Annotated in this window: 19 protein-coding genes; 8 read left to right on the forward strand and 11 right to left on the reverse strand. The window is 71.1% G+C overall.

Annotated elements, in window-relative coordinates:
* The first annotated feature begins 24 nt into the window (after positions 1–24).
* Entirely contained in the window at positions 25–405 is a 381-nt protein-coding gene (locus ASC98_RS24730; RefSeq protein WP_056817101.1) for a hypothetical protein, read from the forward strand.
* On the opposite strand, the gene ASC98_RS24735 is transcribed toward ASC98_RS24730, so the two are convergent.
* The 4 genes from ASC98_RS24735 to ASC98_RS24750 are packed head-to-tail and all read right to left on the reverse strand — an operon-like array spanning position 396 to position 4,693.
* Entirely contained in the window at positions 396–2,393 is a 1,998-nt protein-coding gene (locus ASC98_RS24735; RefSeq protein ID WP_157598211.1) for a zf-TFIIB domain-containing protein, read from the reverse strand. The two genes, ASC98_RS24730 and ASC98_RS24735, sit on opposite strands and share 10 nt — an antisense overlap.
* A gap of 43 nt (positions 2,394–2,436) precedes the next feature.
* Positions 2,437–3,087 (reverse strand): hypothetical protein, encoded by a 651-nt coding sequence (locus ASC98_RS24740; RefSeq protein ID WP_056817105.1) that lies wholly within the window; start codon positions 3,085–3,087, stop codon positions 2,437–2,439.
* Positions 3,084–4,370 (reverse strand): NAD(P)/FAD-dependent oxidoreductase, encoded by a 1,287-nt coding sequence (locus ASC98_RS24745; RefSeq protein WP_056817106.1) that lies wholly within the window; start codon positions 4,368–4,370, stop codon positions 3,084–3,086. Before ASC98_RS24745 ends, ASC98_RS24740 begins: the two co-directional genes overlap by 4 nt.
* A complete protein-coding gene (locus tag ASC98_RS24750) occupies positions 4,367–4,693 on the reverse strand; it encodes a hypothetical protein (protein ID WP_082542227.1) in 327 nt (108 codons plus the stop codon). The genes ASC98_RS24745 and ASC98_RS24750 overlap by 4 nt, the downstream gene beginning before the upstream one ends.
* 136 nt (positions 4,694–4,829) lie before the next feature.
* Between ASC98_RS24750 and ASC98_RS24755 the strand changes: the two genes are divergently transcribed.
* From ASC98_RS24755 to soxA, 6 genes are read left to right on the forward strand one after another with little or no spacing between them, the layout of a single operon-like run.
* Positions 4,830–5,333 (forward strand): (2Fe-2S)-binding protein, encoded by a 504-nt coding sequence (locus tag ASC98_RS24755; RefSeq protein WP_056817108.1) that lies wholly within the window; start codon positions 4,830–4,832, stop codon positions 5,331–5,333.
* Entirely contained in the window at positions 5,330–7,543 is a 2,214-nt protein-coding gene (locus tag ASC98_RS24760; protein ID WP_056817110.1) for a molybdopterin cofactor-binding domain-containing protein, read from the forward strand. Before ASC98_RS24755 ends, ASC98_RS24760 begins: the two co-directional genes overlap by 4 nt.
* A gap of 8 nt (positions 7,544–7,551) precedes the next feature.
* Positions 7,552–7,965, forward strand: coding sequence for a sulfur oxidation c-type cytochrome SoxX (soxX, locus tag ASC98_RS24765; protein WP_235581385.1), 414 nt, complete (start codon positions 7,552–7,554; stop codon positions 7,963–7,965).
* A complete protein-coding gene (locus tag ASC98_RS24770; protein WP_235581386.1) occupies positions 7,962–8,411 on the forward strand; it encodes a SoxY-related AACIE arm protein in 450 nt (149 codons plus the stop codon). Before soxX ends, ASC98_RS24770 begins: the two co-directional genes overlap by 4 nt.
* A 7-nt stretch (positions 8,412–8,418) precedes the next feature.
* Complete coding sequence (locus ASC98_RS24775; protein ID WP_056817111.1) at positions 8,419–8,739, forward strand: thiosulfate oxidation carrier complex protein SoxZ; 321 nt, start codon at positions 8,419–8,421, stop codon at positions 8,737–8,739.
* Positions 8,740–8,751: 12 nt separating this feature from the next.
* Entirely contained in the window at positions 8,752–9,507 is a 756-nt protein-coding gene (gene soxA / locus ASC98_RS24780) for a sulfur oxidation c-type cytochrome SoxA (protein WP_056817114.1), read from the forward strand.
* A 4-nt stretch (positions 9,508–9,511) separates the two neighbouring features.
* Here soxA and ASC98_RS24785 read toward each other — a convergent pair whose 3' ends face one another.
* Complete coding sequence (locus tag ASC98_RS24785) at positions 9,512–10,708, reverse strand: MFS transporter (RefSeq protein WP_056817115.1); 1,197 nt, start codon at positions 10,706–10,708, stop codon at positions 9,512–9,514.
* A gap of 92 nt (positions 10,709–10,800) precedes the next feature.
* Between ASC98_RS24785 and ASC98_RS24790 the strand changes: the two genes are divergently transcribed.
* Entirely contained in the window at positions 10,801–11,376 is a 576-nt protein-coding gene (locus ASC98_RS24790) for a TetR/AcrR family transcriptional regulator (protein WP_056817118.1), read from the forward strand.
* 16 nt (positions 11,377–11,392) lie between these two features.
* Here the strand turns inward: ASC98_RS24790 and ASC98_RS24795 are convergent, their stop codons facing one another.
* The 6 genes from ASC98_RS24795 to ASC98_RS24820 all read right to left on the reverse strand — a co-directional run bounded on the left by ASC98_RS24795 (position 11,393) and on the right by ASC98_RS24820 (position 15,910).
* On the reverse strand, positions 11,393–12,091 hold the full coding sequence (locus ASC98_RS24795; RefSeq protein WP_235581387.1) for a hypothetical protein: 699 nt from the start codon (positions 12,089–12,091) through the stop codon (positions 11,393–11,395).
* Positions 12,092–12,180: 89 nt separating this feature from the next.
* Positions 12,181–12,387 carry a DNA gyrase inhibitor YacG gene (locus tag ASC98_RS24800; protein WP_056817125.1) on the reverse strand — a complete coding sequence of 69 codons (207 nt, stop codon included), beginning with the start codon at positions 12,385–12,387 and terminating at the stop codon, positions 12,181–12,183.
* Complete coding sequence (gene zapD, locus ASC98_RS24805; RefSeq protein WP_056817127.1) at positions 12,384–13,142, reverse strand: cell division protein ZapD; 759 nt, start codon at positions 13,140–13,142, stop codon at positions 12,384–12,386. The genes ASC98_RS24800 and zapD overlap by 4 nt, the downstream gene beginning before the upstream one ends.
* 64 nt (positions 13,143–13,206) lie before the next feature.
* Positions 13,207–13,809: a dephospho-CoA kinase gene (coaE, locus tag ASC98_RS24810; protein WP_056817130.1), complete on the reverse strand. Its 603-nt coding sequence runs from the start codon at positions 13,807–13,809 to the stop codon at positions 13,207–13,209.
* 16 nt (positions 13,810–13,825) lie between these two features.
* Positions 13,826–14,677 carry an A24 family peptidase gene (locus ASC98_RS24815; RefSeq protein ID WP_056817133.1) on the reverse strand — a complete coding sequence of 284 codons (852 nt, stop codon included), beginning with the start codon at positions 14,675–14,677 and terminating at the stop codon, positions 13,826–13,828.
* Between the two features lie 9 nt (positions 14,678–14,686).
* Positions 14,687–15,910 (reverse strand): type II secretion system F family protein, encoded by a 1,224-nt coding sequence (locus ASC98_RS24820; protein WP_056817136.1) that lies wholly within the window; start codon positions 15,908–15,910, stop codon positions 14,687–14,689.
* Between the last annotated feature and the right edge of the window lie 4 nt (positions 15,911–15,914).

Below are 15,914 nucleotides of genomic sequence, written 5' to 3' on the forward strand. Positions count from 1 at the left end.
GCACCTTCACCCTTCGTTCGAACCATGTTGATCGCGATCGTCGGCGGCGTGCTGGCCGCTCTGGGTTTGCTGTCCGCCGTCGCGCTGGTCGCGGCGCCACTGGGCCTGTCCGCGGCATCGCCGGGGCTGACGCTGTGGGTGCTGTTCCCGCTCTTCACGCTGGTCGGCTACGCGCTGTTGGTGGCCGGCAGCCGCGATCCGGCGGTCAAGCTGCCGACGCTGCTGCTGGCCGTGCCGCTGTTGCTGCTGGCGCTGGCCGCCGCGGTGGCCCTGGTGGCCGGTGCGGCCGGCTGGTGGGCCATCGGCGGCGAGGGCGGTTCTGCCCCGCTGTGGTACGTGCTGGTGCTGGGCGGCGTGCTCGGTGCGCTGGGCACGGCGGCCTCAGGCCGACGGCCTCAGACCTGACCGGGGCGCCTCAGGAACCACTGCGCGTAGAGTCGCGCGCCGAACGCGAAGCCGAAGGTCAGCAGCAGCGACAGCACCAAGTACATGCCCACCAGCAGCACCGACGCCGCGCCTTCGCCGCGCCCGCCCAGGTAGCTGCCGACGGTGGCGGCCGACAGCGCCGCGACCACCGCCCGGCGCTCGCCCAGCTGCCGGGCCGCCATGCAGAAGACCGCGAAGGCCGCGACGCCGCCGGCCAGCAGCAGCCCATGCCGGCGCGGCGTCGTCAGCATCGACCACCACTCGCCCCAACTGCGCCGGGGCGGCCTGGAGGCGGGGCCCTTCAACGTGTCGGCGACCAGGCGATCGGTCGCCGCTTCGAAGCCGGCCGGGGTCTGCAAGGCTTCGTCGCTCCATTGCAGGTCGGTCGCTTCGCCGTCCCGCAGCTTCTGCATCGCGCTTCGCCAGGTGTCTTCCTGGGCCGATGGCGGCACGGTCGTCCGGCAGAACAGCGGCACGCCGGTGCCGGGCGCCAGCACCGGATTCGCCGCCGGCGCCGGATGGCAGCGCCAGTTCACGCCCGAGCGGCCATCGAGCGGTATCCGCACCGCCAGCTTGTGGGCGAGGATCGTGAAGCTGCCGCTGTTGCGCACCGTCAAGCCCCACAGCGCGGCCGTGCGCGACGGGGACTGGATCCACACGTTCGGCGCCGCCGGCGCGAGGCGGCCGCCGAGCTCCGCGGCTTCGTCGCCGAGCGGCAGTTCGCCGGCAGACGGGTCGATCTTCAGGCTGCGCGACAGCTCGGCATTCCATCGTCGGGTGGTGTCGCGGTGGCGCGCGGCCTGAGGCAGCGTGTCGTCGATGACCTGCCCGAGCGTCGCGGTGGCCGGCAGTGGTTCGCCGGCGAGCTGGCGCAGGTGCACCGCGAACAACCCGCGGCGCAGCGCCTGCAGGCCGTTGCGGTCGCCGGGCGCCAGCTCGCGCCACGCCGGCAGCAAGGCCCACGCCGACCCGGGCCGCACGCCCAGCCGCTGCGCGCGCAGGACCTCCATCGGGTCGCGCCCGGGCGCATGCAGGTCGGCGACGACGAACAGCGCGGCGACCAGCGCTGCCGCCAGCGCGATCAGCAGCGGCGTCCAGCCTGACAGCGCCGAGCGGCGTGCGGTCGCCGGTGGCCATGCCGATCCCGCGGACGTCGGCTTCGGCCGGCGCGTGCTGGGGTAGCGCGCCAAGCGCTTCGCTTCGACGGCGGCGGCCGCCGCCAGGTCGGCCTCGGCCGCTTCGAGCAGCGGGTCGATGTCCGGCAGGTTCTGCGCGACGACGATGTGGCCGCAGTGCGCGCACTGCGTGTCGCGGGCCGGGTCGAGCGCCGACCCGCAGGCGCGGCACGGCCAGGCGGTGGCGCGGCCGATGGCCTGCGGCGACGCGCCCATGCCGTCCAGCTGCAGCCGCAGCGAATGCGCCAGCCGCGGCATGTCGATCACCACCAGCGCGGTGCCGCACCAGCTGCAGTGCTCGTCGCCGGCCGAGGCCGCGCCGCCGCAGTTCAGGCACAGCAGCGTGTGCCGCTCCTGCGCCAGCGCGCGCCGCTCGGCAACGCCCAGCGGCCGCACCAGGCCGCGCTCGGCCAGCAGGCCGCTGTGGCTGTGCAGGTGGCCGTGGCGGCGCGGGCATTCGAGCGCGGCAAAGAGGCCAAAGCGCGACCGGTTCTGCACCTGCTTCAGCGTCGCGGCGCATTGCGGGCACGCAGGGTGCGCGACCTGCGCATCGGCCAGCGGCCGGCCGGCGCCCGCTTCCATCTCGCGCAGCAGCCGCACCCAGCCGAAGCTGTCGAGCTGCACCGATTCGAACTCGTCGAACCACACCAGGCGGCAGCCGGGGCAGTGCTCCACCGTGACCGGCTGCCCCTTGTGCGACGACAGCGACAGCACGCGCATCGGCGCGGTGCAGCGCGGGCAGGCGATGCGGCGCACGGGCGTCGGGGCAGCGGTCTCGGGAGGGGCGCTCACGGCTGCGATTCTCGACGACGGCACGCGGCCGCGTCAGTGCACTTCAGCGCAGTTTCGCGATCGCCCGTGCGGCCAGCCGGCCGGCACTCACCACCTGCGGGTGCGGATGCAGCGTGCACAGCTCGGCGATGACCCCGAGCGCACGCGCCGGCCGCTTTTCGATCTCGACCGCGACGGCTTCGCCGAGGAAGAAATCGGGATCGTTGACGAGCCGGCGCAGCAAGGCGGTGTCGGCCAGGTCCAGCGACGGTACCAGCGCCATCGCGACCTCGTGGCCGGCGTGGCTGCCGATCAACTCGCCGATCCAGCGCGACAGGCCGGCCTGGTCGGCGGCGACCGGCGAGCACGCCGGATGCAGTTGGCTGAGCCAGGCCTGCCGCCGCTTCGCTTCGTCGGCGGCCGCGAGGAAGTCGCCGAGCGACGCATAGACGATGCGCGAGTCGTCGTCATGGGCCAGGTAGAACACGCTGCCCTGCAGCGGCGAGCGGCTGGCATAGATGTGGTGGTTGCTGGTCTCCGGGTCGTCGAGCACGATGCCGCCGAGCGCCCCGACGATCGGGTGGTAGGTGAGCAAGCCGGTCCATTCGGTGGCCTGGGCGCGGTCGAGCAGGTTCAGTTCGACATCGAGCCGGCCGGCGTAGTCGCCGACGGCGATGCGGGCGAACCAGGGGTCGAGTTCGGCAGGAAGGTTCATGTGCCCAAAGTATCGGCCCAGATGTTGCGCGCCCAGGCGGCGGCATACGTGCCTTCGGCCTCGTTGCGCTGCGCCGAGACGCCGCCAGCGCCCGCCACCGGCTTGAAGGTCGACTCGGCCGCGACGTACTCGTGCACGCTCGCGACGTGGATCGCGTTCGTCTCGTCGACGAAGCTGTAGCAGGTGTTCGTCAGCATCGGGTGCGCATCGACCGCGACGCCCGACAGCTGCGCGACGATCGCCGCGGCCGCCACCTTGGCATGCGCGTTCGCCATGTGGGCGCTCTTCGGCATGCCGGGGGCGATCTGGATCGCGTCGCCGAGCACGTGCACGTCCGGCGCGATCGTCGAGCCGAAGTCGATGAAGTTCACCCGGCACCAGCGGTTCACCGCATTCGCCAGCCCGCTCTTCACCGCGAGTGCGCCGGCGCGCATCGGCGGCAGCACGTTCAGCACGTCGGCCCGCACGGCATCCTGCAGCTCGACGCGGAGCAGGCCGGCCGCCGCATCGACGCCGATCACCTTGTGCTGCGGCCGGTATTCGACGATGCCGGGGTACAGGTCGCGCCACGCGGCCTTGAAGAGCGCGGGCTTCGAGACGACGTCGGGGTTGGCATCGAGGATCAGCAGCTTGGAGCGTGGCTTCGCGCGCCGGAAGTACGCGGCGACCACGCAGGCCCGTTCGTACGGTCCCGGCGGGCAGCGGTACGGCGACTCGGGGATCGTGATCGCGAACACGCCGCCGTCGGGCATCGCCTCGAGCTGGCGGCGCAGCGCCAGTGTCTCGGGCCCGGCCTTCCAGGCCTGCAGCACGCGGCCGTCGTCGTGCGCGCGGCGCAGCCCGTCGACCTCGTCGAACATCAGCTCGATGCCGGGCGACAGCACCAGCTTGTCGTAGCCGATGGTGGCGCCGGACCCGAGCGTCACCTGCTTGCGCGCGGCGTCGATCGCGGCGGCTTCGTCGCGCACCCAGCGCACGCCGTGGCGCGAGGTGAGCGCGTCGTACGACAGCGTCAATGCGTCGAGCGTGCGCGTGCCGCCCAGCACCCCGTTGGAGCCGGGGCAGGACACGAAGCGCGGCTGTGGCTCGATCATCACCACCTCGATGCGCTGCTGCGACAGCAGCCGTACGTAGCGCGCCGCGGTGGCGCCGCCGAAGCCGCCGCCGATCACCACCACCTGGGCGCGCGTCGGCAGCGGAGCCGGTGCGGCGCAGCCTGCCACGCCGGTGATGCCGGTGAGGCCGACCGCGCCGGCGGACGTCAGCAGGTCGCGGCGCTTCATCGGGCCTGCGCGGCGAACCAGCCGGCCAGTCGCGACAGTTGGTCCGGCGTGTAGCCCTTGGCGAGTTGCGGCATCACGGTTCCGGCGCGGGTGCCATCGCGAAACCCGATGAGTCGCGCCAGCAGGTCGTCACGGTCGCGGCCGCCGAGGCCGGCGATCGCGCTGCCCGCGGGCGGGTGGCCATCGGTGCCGTGGCAGGCGGCGCAGGTGGCGGCGAGCGAGCGCAGCGCGAGCTCGTCCGCCGTCGGCGCGGGTGCGGCCATGGCGCCGCCGGCGGTCCAGGCCAGCGCGAGCGCCAGCCAGGCGGGGTGCTGCAAGCTCATGCGGTTGTCTCCTCCACGCGAAGCCCGGATCTTCGGGGCCGCACAGAATCCTACGGTTTTCGTCCCCTTTGGGCAGCAGGGGTTTCAGGTCGGCGCCCTCCTGAGGGATGCTCCGTCGCCAACCCAGGAGAGAGCGATGCCCCGATTGCACGTCAATGGAAGCGTCCGCGAGGTCGATGCCGAGCCCGAGACGCCGCTGCTGTGGGTGCTGCGCGAGCAGCTGGAACTGACCGGCACCAAGTACGGCTGCGGCATCGCGCAGTGCGGCGCCTGCACCGTGCACCTCGACGGCGTGCCCACGCGCAGCTGCGTGCGGCCGGTGTCGACGGTCGGGGCCGACGAGAAGATCGTGACGATCGAAGGCCTGTCGGTCAACGCATCGCACCCGATCCAGAAGGCCTGGGCCGCGCTCGACGTGCCGCAGTGTGGCTACTGCCAGTCCGGGATGATCATGGCCGCCGCGGCGCTGCTGAAGGCCAAGCCGCGGCCGACCGATGCCGACATCGACGACGCGATGACCAACATCTGCCGTTGCGGCACCTACAACCGGGTGCGCGCGGCGATCAAGGCAGCAGCGCTCGGCGGCGATCCGAAGCAGGCCGGGCTGCACATCGTGCACGTCGACGGGAGGACGACATGAGCGCCGCCGTGCTGTCGCGGCGGCGCTTCGTTGCCGGGTCGGCGGCGACCGGGCTCGTCGTCGCATTCCACATTCCGTTCGCCGACGAGGCTGCCGCGCAGGCCTCGCCGGCGGGCATCACGCCCGCTGCCGCCACGCCGGAGATCAACGCCTGGGTCGTCGTGCAACCCGACGAGACCATCGTGATCCGCATCGCCCGCTCGGAGATGGGGCAGGGCTCGCTGACCGGCCTCGCGCAGCTGGTGGCCGAAGAGCTCGACTGCGACTGGTCGCGCGTGAAGACCGAGTACCCGACGCCCGGCCAGAGCCTCGCGCGCAAGCGCGTCTGGGGCAATTTCTCGACCGGCGGCAGCCGCGGCATCCGCGAATCGCACGACTACGTGCGCAAGGGCGGCGCGATCGCGCGCACGATGCTCGTGCAGGCCGCGGCCGACGGCTGGCAGGTGCCGGCCGCGCAGTGCCAGGTCGACCGGGGCGTGATCACGCATGCGGCGAGCGGCCGCAGAACCACCTACGGCAAGGTCGCGCTGGCCGCCGCCAGGTTGACGCCACCCGCCGACGTGGCGCTGAAGGATCCGAAGGACTGGAAGCTCGCCGGCAAGCGCCTCGCGCGGCTGGACACGCGCGGCAAGCTCGACGGCTCGCAGGTCTACGGTTCCGACCTGAAGCTGCCCGGCATGCTGAATGCGGCGATCCGCGACTGCCCGGTGTTCGGCGGCAAGCTGGCGAGCTTCGACGCGGCGGCCATCGCCGGCAAGCCCGGCGTGAAGAAGGTGCTGCGCGTCGGCGACAGCGCGGTGGCGGTGGTCGCCGACACCTGGTGGCGCGCGAAGTCTGCGCTCGAAGCATTGCCGGTGGTCTGGGACGAAGGCCCGAACGCGAAGATCGGCAGCGCCGAGATCGCCGCGACGCTGGCGGCCGGGCTCGATGCGCCGGAAGCGGCGGTCGGCAATTCGAACGGCGATGCGCGGGCCGCGCTGGCGTCGGCCGCGCGCGTCGTCGAGGCGGTCTATGCCTACCCGTTCCAGAACCACGCGACGATGGAGACGATGAACGCGACGGCGAAGTTCACGCCGGCGTCCGACGGCGTGCCGGCGCGCTGCGAGGTCTGGACGCCGACGCAGAACGGCGAGGCGGCGCATGCGGCCACGGTCGAAGCGTCCGGGCTGCCGGCCGGCCAGTGCGAGGTCTACAAGCTGCTGCTCGGCGGCGGCTTCGGCCGGCGCGGTGCAGTGCACGACTGGGTGCACCAGGCGGTCGCGATCGCGAAGGAGATGCCCGGCACGCCGGTCAAGCTGATCTGGTCGCGCGAGGAAGACATGACGCACGGCCGCTACCACCCGATCACGCAGTGCAAGCTGCGCGCCGGCTTCGATGCGGCCGGCACGCTGAGCGCGCTGCACATGCGCATCTCGGGCCAGTCGATCCTGGCGGGCGTGTTTCCGCAGAACATCCGCGACGGCAAGGACCCGGTGGTGTTCCAGGGCCTGAATGCGCCCGGCCCCGAGGCGTCGATCGGCTACAGCGTGCCGAACCTGCTGATCGACCATGCGATGCGCAACCCGCATGTGCCGCCGGGCTTCTGGCGCGGCGTGAACCTGAACCAGAACACCATCTACCTCGAGTGCTTCATCGACGAGCTCGCGCATGCGACGAAGCAGGATCCGCTGGCGTTCCGGCGCAAGCTGATGGCGAAGCATCCGAAGCACCTGGCGGTGCTGAACGCGGCGGCCGAGCGCGCCGGCTGGGGCAAGCCGTTGCCGAGGGGCGTGTTCCGCGGAATCGCGCAGACGATGGGCTTCGGCAGCTACGTCGCGGCAGTGGCCGAGGTGTCGGTCGACAAGGACGGCAAGCTGAAGGTGCACCGCATCGTCGCGGCGACCGACCCGGGCCATGCGGTCAACCCGCAGCAGATCGAGGCCCAGGTCGAGGGCTCGTTCGTCTACGGGCTGTCGGCCGCGCTGTACGGCGGCTGCACCGTGAAGGACGGTCGCATCGAGCAGACCAACTTCGACAGTTACCCGGTGCTGCACCTCGACGAGATGCCGAAGGTCGAGACGGTGGTGATGCCGTCCGGCGGCTTCTGGGGCGGCGTCGGCGAGCCGACCATCGCGGTCGCGGCACCGGCGGTGCTGAACGCGATCTTCGCGGCCACCGGGCAGCGCATCCGCGAGCTGCCGCTGAAGAACCATTCGCTGAAGAAGGCCTGATGCGGACGATGGGCTCGCTCGTGGCGATGTTGCCGGTGGTGGTGGCGGCGTGTGCGGCGCCCCCGCCGCGCGACGCGATGCCGCAGCCGCTGACCGCGGTGCCCGGCGATGCGGCGCGCGGCCGCGCGATCGTCGCGAGCCGGCAAGCCGGGCTGTGCCTGCTGTGCCACCCGGCGCCGATCCCCGAGGAGCGTTTCCAGGGCAACCTCGCGCCCGACCTGGCCGGTGCCGGGGCGCGTTGGTCGGCGGCGCAACTGCGGCTGCGCATTGTCGACGCGCGCGTGCTGAACCCGCAGACCATCATGCCGCCGTACCACGCGACGGACGGGCTGCAGCGTGTCGGCCCCGCGTGGCAGGGCCGGGCGGTGCTCGACGCGCAGCAGGTCGAGGATGTGGTCGCGTGGCTGGTGACGCTGCAGTGAACAACTCGATGCATCGCCGGGTCGTGCTGCAGTTCGGCCTGGCCGCCGGCGGGTTGCTGCTGGTGCGGCCGGCGCGCGCGACCCGCTTCGAGATGCAATCGGCGATCGCCGACTACGCCTCCGGCTCGCCGGTGAAGCCGGGCAAGGTGACGTTCGACATTCCGCCGCTGGTCGAGAACGGCAACGGCGTGCCGATCACCGTCAGCGTCGACAGCCCGATGACCGCCGCCGAGCACGTGACCGGCATCGCGGTGTTCAACGAGCGCAACCCGCAGCGCGACGTGGTGCGCTTCACGCTGGGGCCGCGCGCCGGCCGCGCGGTGGTGTCGACGCGGATCCGGCTCGCGACCTCGCAGCAGCTGGTGGCGGTGGCGCGGCTGAGCGACGGCACGTTCTGGTCGCAGGGCGTCGACGTGCTGGTCACGCTGGCCGCCTGTCTGGAGTGAACACGCGATGGCCCGCACGCTGATCACCGCCCCCGCCACCGCGAAGCGCGGCGAGGTGATCGAGCTGCGCACGCTGATCGCGCACCCGATGGAAACCGGCTTCCGGCCGGGCGCCGACGGCCTGCTGCTGCCGCGCGACCTGATCACGCGCTTCAGCTGCCGCTACAACGGCGAGCTGGTGTTCAGTGCCGATCTGCATGCGGCAACGGCCGCCAATCCGTACATCGCGTTCTTCACCGTCGCGACCGAAAGCGGCACGCTGAGCTTCAGCTGGGAAGGCGACCACGGCTTTGCGCAGACCGAGACCGTGTCGCTGAGCGTCACCTGATCGGCCCGGGCGATGCGTCACCTGCTGTGGCTGATGCTGGGGGTCGCGCTGCACGCGGTGGCGCAGCCGGCGCGCCGCTCCGGCTTCGACGACATGAGCCCGTCGACGCAGGCGATGCAGCGCGACGATGCGCAGAACCCGGCCATGCTGTGGGTGCAGGACGGCGCGGCGCTGTGGGCGCGCGCGCCGTCGCCGTCGGTGCCGGCCTGCGCCGGCTGCCATGGCGAGGCGCGCGCATCGATGCGCGGCGTCGCGGCGCGCTACCCGGCCTATGACGAAGCGCTGGCGCAGCCGATCGACCTCGCGACGCGCATCAACCGCTGCCGCGAGACGCACCAGGGCGCGTCGCGGTGGGCGCCCGACAGCCAGGAGCTGCTGTCGCTGGAAAGCCATCTCGCACTGCAGTCGCGCGGCATGCCCGTCGAGCCGCCTGCCGATGCGCGCCTGCTGCCCTGGCGCGAGCGGGGCGAGGCGGTGTACCGCGCGCGCATCGGCCAGTTGAACCTGTCGTGCGCGCAGTGCCACGACGAGCGGGCCGGGCTGCGGCTCGGCGGCGGCCTGATCCCGCAAGGCCATGCGAACGGCTACCCGCTGTACCGGCTGGAGTGGCAGGGCGTCGGTTCGCTGCTGCGGCGCATCCGCAACTGCATGACCGGCGTGCGCGCCCAGCCCTTGCCGGCGGAGTCGCCGGAGTTCGCCGCGCTCGCGACCTACCTCGCGTGGCGCGACCGCGGCATGACGATGGAGTCGCCCGCGGTGCGGCCCTGAAGTTTCAGCGTGCCGCGCGCCACGACGCGACCAGCGCTGCCAGCGCCATCGCCACCAGCAGGCTGCCGTAGGCGAGCGCGGTCGCGTGCAGGCCGATCAGCCCGGCGCACAGGCCGGCGACGATGGCCGGCACGCTGAACGCGAGGTAGCTGAGCGCGAAGAAGCCCGCCATCAGCCCGGCGCGCTCGTGGGGCGCCGCCAGCGGCACCAGGCTGCGCACCGCGCCGTTGAAGCCGGCACCGAAGCCGAGGCCGGCCAGCAGCGTGCCGCCGAAGAACGCGAGACCCGATCCGGCGTGCACGCCGACGAGCGTCAGCGACAGGCCGAGCGCCAGCGCCAGCGCGCTGCCGGTCAGCACCGCGCGCGCCGGGCGCAGCCGCACCCAGCCGATCGCGGCGGCCCCGGCCAGCACCAGCGTCGCGATCAGCGCGCCGCCGGTCAGCGGGGCCGGCGTGCCGGTGACCAGCTTCGCGAGCGTCGGTCCGAGCGACAGGTAGAAACCGCCCAGCGCCCAGCTCGCGGTGTTGAGCGGCAGGATGCGCCACAGCGTGGCGCGCGCCGCCGGCGGGATCGCGATGCGCGGCCGCAGCGATTGCCAGACGCCCGGCCGGCGCGTCACGGTGTCGGGCAGGAACGCGGCGGCGAGCGTCTGCAGCGCGAGGATCGCCAGCAGCACGTCGAACACCAGGCGCGTCGGCGCGGGCGCGAATTGCACCAGCGCGCTGGCGCCGAGCGCACCGACGGCCATGCCGAACATCGGCGCCACGCTGTTGAACAGCGCGCCGCGCGACGGGCTCAGGTCGAGCAGCGTCGCGCTCAGCGCGCCGGTCGCGATGCCGGTCGCGAAGCCCTGGACGATGCGCGCCGCGAGCAGCCAGCCGGCGGATTCGGCGCACCAGAACAGCACGATCGACAGCAATTCGACCAGCAGCGACGCGACGATCACGGTGCGGCGGCCCAGGTGGTCGGACAGCGCGCCGAACACCAGCAGCGCGCCGAGCAGCGCGAAGGCGTAGCTGGAGAAGATCACCGTCAGCGCCAGCGGACTGAAACCCCAGGCCTCGCGGTACAGCGCGTACAGAGGCGACGGCGCACTGGAGGCCGCCAGGAAGCTGACGACCAGCGAGACCGTCAGCCACAGCGAGGCCGTGGGGCCGAGGCGCAGTCCAGGCGCGGGCGTGGCGAGTGCAGGGGTGGTCATGTCGGCTCCTTCGGCTAACGCAAAAAAGTTGCGTTAGCGGATTCTGAGCCCGCTTTCAAACTAAAGCAAATACTTTGCGTTAGCATGGTTTCATGACTGCACCAACCACCCCGCGGCCGGGCGGCCGCAGCGCCCGCGTCCAAGCCGCGGTCCACCGCGCCACGCGTGAGCTGATCGAACTGCACGGGCGCGCCGAACTGACCGTCCCGATGATCGCGGCGCGTGCCGAGGTCACGCCGTCGACGATCTACCGACGCTGGGGCGACCTCGGCGAACTGCTGGCCGATGTGTCGGTCGAGAGGATGAAACCGGATGCGCAGCCGGCCGACACCGGTTCAGTGGCCGGTGACCTGCTGGCCTGGGCGCAGCAGTTCCATGAGGAGATGTCGTCGCCGGTCGGGCTGGCGATGATGAAGGACGTGCTGTCGACCGAGGCCCATGGCGAAGGCACCGCGTCGTGCCAGTGCGCGCAATTCACCGCAGCGCAGATCGCGGTCATCTTCGAGCGCGGCGCAGCCCGCGGCGAGCCGGTGCCGCAGGTGCAGCGGGCGATGGACCTGGTGGTCGCGCCGATCATCTACCGCGCGTTGTGGGGGCCGGTGCCGGCCGACGCGGCAGCGGTGGAAGGCTGGGTCGACGAGTGCCTGGCGAGGGGTGCCTCGCGCTGAGCGCCCCGGTGCGGGTTCAACGGCCCGCGTCCGGCTCGCTGCGCCAGACCGGCAAGGCCTGTTCGAACGGCGTGGCCGCCGCGCCGAACACCGCCGGGTCCTTCGCGCGTTTCAACCAGGCCCGGGTGTCATGATGCGCGCCGGGCAGCGGCTGGTCGGCGCGGAACTGCTCGAGCCAGTCGTGCACCGCGCGGTAGCGCTCGGGATGCTGCGTGCGGGTCCACGCGAGCCCGACCAGGTCGGCAAAGCCTTCTTCCCAGCGCGTCGCGCGCATGTCGCGCTCCAGATCGGCCTGCGGGGTGTTGCTCGTGTCCAGGGCGTCGGTGAAGCCGGACACCGGCGGCGTGTGCCATGCCCCTTGCACGTAGCGCCAGCAATGGCCGAGCTCGTGCGCCGTCATCGCTTCGACGATGGTGTCGCGCAGCTCGACGGGGATCTTGTCCAGCGTGGACTCGGCCTCGGGGTTGCCGCGCATCGTCAGCACCAGCTTGCAGCGGCCGTCGACATAGCCCATCGCGATCGGCGGCTCGCCGCCCTGGGCCACCGGCTGGGCCACGATGTCCAGCGGCAGTCCCTGTGCCCGCGCATAGGTGATCACCGGCCAGGCGGCCTGCATCCAGCGGGTCTCCAGCGGCGTCAACGCCGCGGCGCGGGTCTGCAACGGAGTGAGGGTTGCCGGGATGAAGCCCAGCGCCAGAACAACACGCTTCCACATGGCTTCCCATTGAACCGGGAACGGCCATCGCCGTGGGGTCGATCAACGCGGGGAAAGCGCGCCAGTTCGCACGCCGGGCCGGGATTCGGTCAGTCGTCGGCGTCCGCAGACGGTGTCGCGCCGCTGCCGGGCGGTGGCGGCGCGGCGACGCGGTAGCTCTCGCTGGCCCAGGCGCCGAAGTCGACGTTCTTGCAGCGCTCGCTGCAGAACGGCCGGAACGGGTTGTCGCTGGCGTAGACGCTGTCGCCGCCGCAGGTCGGACAACGCACGAGGCGGGGCTTGGCGGCGGTGTTCATGCGCACAGCGTCAGTTCGAAGGTGGCATCGACCGCTGCGGGCTTCAGCCGGCCCTCGGCGTCCTGCTTCATCAGCCGCACCATCACCATCAGCCGGTGGCCGCTGATCTCGGGCACCAGCTGCCGGCTGCCGTTGTCGATGCGCACCCGCAGCAGCTGGTACACGCGGCCGGCCGGCAGGCTCTGCTGGTACTGCCCGCCCTGCGTGACGACCTTGTGCGGCACGCCGGCATCGCGCAGCAGCCCGAGCAGCACGCTCAGGGCCTCGGCCAGCGGCGTCAGCGTCGCGATCCAGCCGGACAGGTCGGCGCGCCGGCTCGCGGCGTCGTGCTGCTGCCAGGCGTAGTAGGCCGGCAGGTCGAACTCGCAGGTGCCGCCCGGGATGCTGATGCGGCTGCGGATGCTCATCAGCCATTCGTTGGTGGTCAGCACGTGGCCGGCCTTGCCGGGCAGCTGGTTCAGTCCGTTGAAGGCGTGGTCGACACGCGCCATCACCTCGAGCAGCGCGCCTTCGGAGATCGCCGGGTTGCCGCGGTAGCTCTGCAGCAGCCCGCGCTGGCGCTCGAGCTCTTTCAGCAGGTCGGACTTCAGGTCGGCACGCGAGGCGACGTCGATGATCTCGAACATCGTCGCCAGTGCGTAGTGGTGGTCGACGGCTTCGTCGCGCGGCAGCAGGCGCCCGAGGCGGTCGAACAGGTGTTCGAGCCGGAGCATCGTGCGGATGCTCTCGTTGAACGGGTATTCGTACAGGACCAAAACGGGGGCTTTCCGGGCGATCAATGTGACAACGTGACGCCGGATTGTTCCACAGGGTGGCGCTTCAGCGCGATCCGATCCAGCTTGTCCACAGACTGCGCACTTCGGCCGCAAGTTCCGCCAGGCTCAGGGTCTCGTTGAAGATCACCGCATCGGCGGCCGCGCGGCGCGCTTCGCGACTGGCCTGCTGGTCGATCACGGCCTGCACCGCGGCCACCCCCCAGCCGGAGCGCTGCGTGACGCGGGCCACCTGCGTCGCGGCGCTGCAGTCGACCACCAGCACGCGATCGACCCGAGCGCGCCAGCGCCCGGATTCCACCAGCAACGGCACGTCGAAGACCTGCGGGCGCTCGCCGGCCGCGGCGGCCTGGCGATCGGTCTCGATGCCGATCAGCGGGTGCAGGATGGCTTCGAGCCGCGATTTCGCAGCGGGGTCGGCGAACACGATCTGACGCATGCGGGCGCGGTCGAGGCCGCCATCGGCGTCGATCGCGTCGGCGCCGAATTGCTCGCGCAACGCATCGATGGCCGCGCCGCCCGGGGCGGCCAGCGAACGGGCGATGGCATCGGTGTCGATCCGCGCCGCGCCCAGGTCGGCGAGCATGCCGGCGACCGTGCTCTTGCCGCTGCCGATGCCGCCGGTCAGGCCGATGCGCAACGCGGCCATGCGGGTGTCCGGCTGCTCAGGCCCAGCCGAGCCAGCCGAGCACGCGGGGCTGGCCAGCGAGCAGCACGACGATGCCGCCGCCGGCGAGGAAGGGGCCGAACGGCACGTAGCGTCCTTCGCGCAGCGAACTCATCGCCTTCATGCCGATGCCGACCACCGCACCGAGCACCGAGGCACCCAGCACGATCGGCAGCACCATCTGCCAGCCCAGCCAGGCGCCCAGCGCGGCGAGCAGCTTGAAGTCGCCGAAGCCCATGCCCTCCTTGCCGGTGGTCAGCTTGAACAGCCAGTAGACGGACCACAGCGACAGGTAGCCGGCCACCGCGCCCCACAGTGCCTGCGGCAACGGGATCGTCCAGCCGAGCTGGCTGGCCACGAGCCCGGCCCACAGCAGCGGCAGCGTCAGGTTGTCGGGCAGCAGCGTGGTGTCCCAGTCGATGCCGGCCAGCGCGATAAGCACCGCCACCATGCCGCACCACAGCAGGGCCACCGGCTGCGCGCCGAAGCGCCATCCGACGGCAGCGAACAGCACGCCGGTGAGGATCTCGATGAACGGATAGCGCGCCGAGATGCGTGTCTTGCAGGCCGAGCAGCGCCCGCGCAGCCACAGCCAGCTCAGCACGGGAATGTTCTCGTACCAGGTGATCATGTGGCCGCACGACGGGCAGCGCGAACGCGGCTTCGACAGCGTGATCGGCTCGGGCACGTCGATCTTGACGCCGAGCATCTCGGCGCTGTCGATTTTCCAGCCACGCTCCAGCGCCATCGGCAGGCGATGGATCACGACGTTCAGGAAGCTGCCGATGCACAGGCCGAAGACGGCCAGTGCAGCGGGTGTCAGGAAGATGTCAAGCAGGTCCTTTTCCATCGCGACCGGTCACACCACTTGACCGATCTTGAAGATGGGCAGGTACATCGACACGACGATGCCGCCGATCAAGACCCCGAGGATCACGATGATGAACGGCTCCATCAGGCTCGACAGGCCCTTGACGGCTTCGTCGACCTCGTCCTCGAAGAACTCGGCGGACTTGCCAAGCATGCCGTCGAGCGAGCCGGATTCTTCGCCGATGGCGCACATCTGCAGGACCATGCTCGGGAAGATGCCGGTGGTCGACATCGAGTTCGTCAGGCTGGCGCCGGTCGACACATCCTTCTGGATCTGTTCGGTGGCTTCCTTGAAGACCGCATTGCCGGAAGCGCCACCGACCGAGTCGAGCGCTTCGACCAGCGGAACACCGGCTGCGAACATCGTCGACAGCGTGCGGGTCCAGCGGGCGACGGCCGACTTGTAGACCAGGTCGCCGAACACCGGCACCTTCAGCATCAGCCGGTCCATCGCCTTCTGCATCTTCTCGGAGCGTTTCCACGATTCCATGAAGAAGTAGATGCCGCCACCCAGGAAGCCGAAGATCGCCCACCAGTAGCTGACGAAGAATTTCGACAACGCGATCACGACGAGCGTCGGCGCAGGAAGATCGGCACCGAAGGACTTGAAGACTTCCTCGAAGGCCGGGATCACGAAGATCATGATGACGGCGATCACGACGAAGGCCACGACCAGCACGGCCACCGGGTACATCAGCGCCGACTTGATCTTGTTCTTGATCGCCATCGTCTTTTCTTGATAGATGGCGAGTCGCTCGAGCAGCGCTTCCAGGATACCGCCGGCTTCACCGGCCTCCACCAGGTTGCAGTACAGCGAGTCGAAGTACAGCGGATGCTTGCGGAACGCCGATGACAGGCTGGTACCCGTCTCGACGTCGGTGCGGATGTCGGTCAGCAGCTTGGTCAGGCGGGGATTGGCACTGCCGCGCGCGACGATGTCGAACGCCTGCAGCAACGGGACGCCGGCACGCATCATCGTGGCCAGCTGGCGCGTGAAGATCGCGATGTCCTTCTGCTTGATCGAACGGCCGCCGCCCATGCGGCGCTTCTTGACCTTGCTGACCAGGATGCCCTGGCGGCGCAGGCTGGCGCTGACCACGGCCTCGCCGCCCGCGCGGATCTCGCCGCGGACGATCTTGCCGTTCTTGTCCTTGCCCTCCCACTCGAAGACGAATTCGCGGACGTTGCTCTTCGACGCAGTTGCAGTTGCCATGGTG

Source organism: Rhizobacter sp. Root1238 (assembly GCF_001425825.1).
GTDB lineage: Bacteria > Pseudomonadota > Gammaproteobacteria > Burkholderiales > Burkholderiaceae_C > Rhizobacter.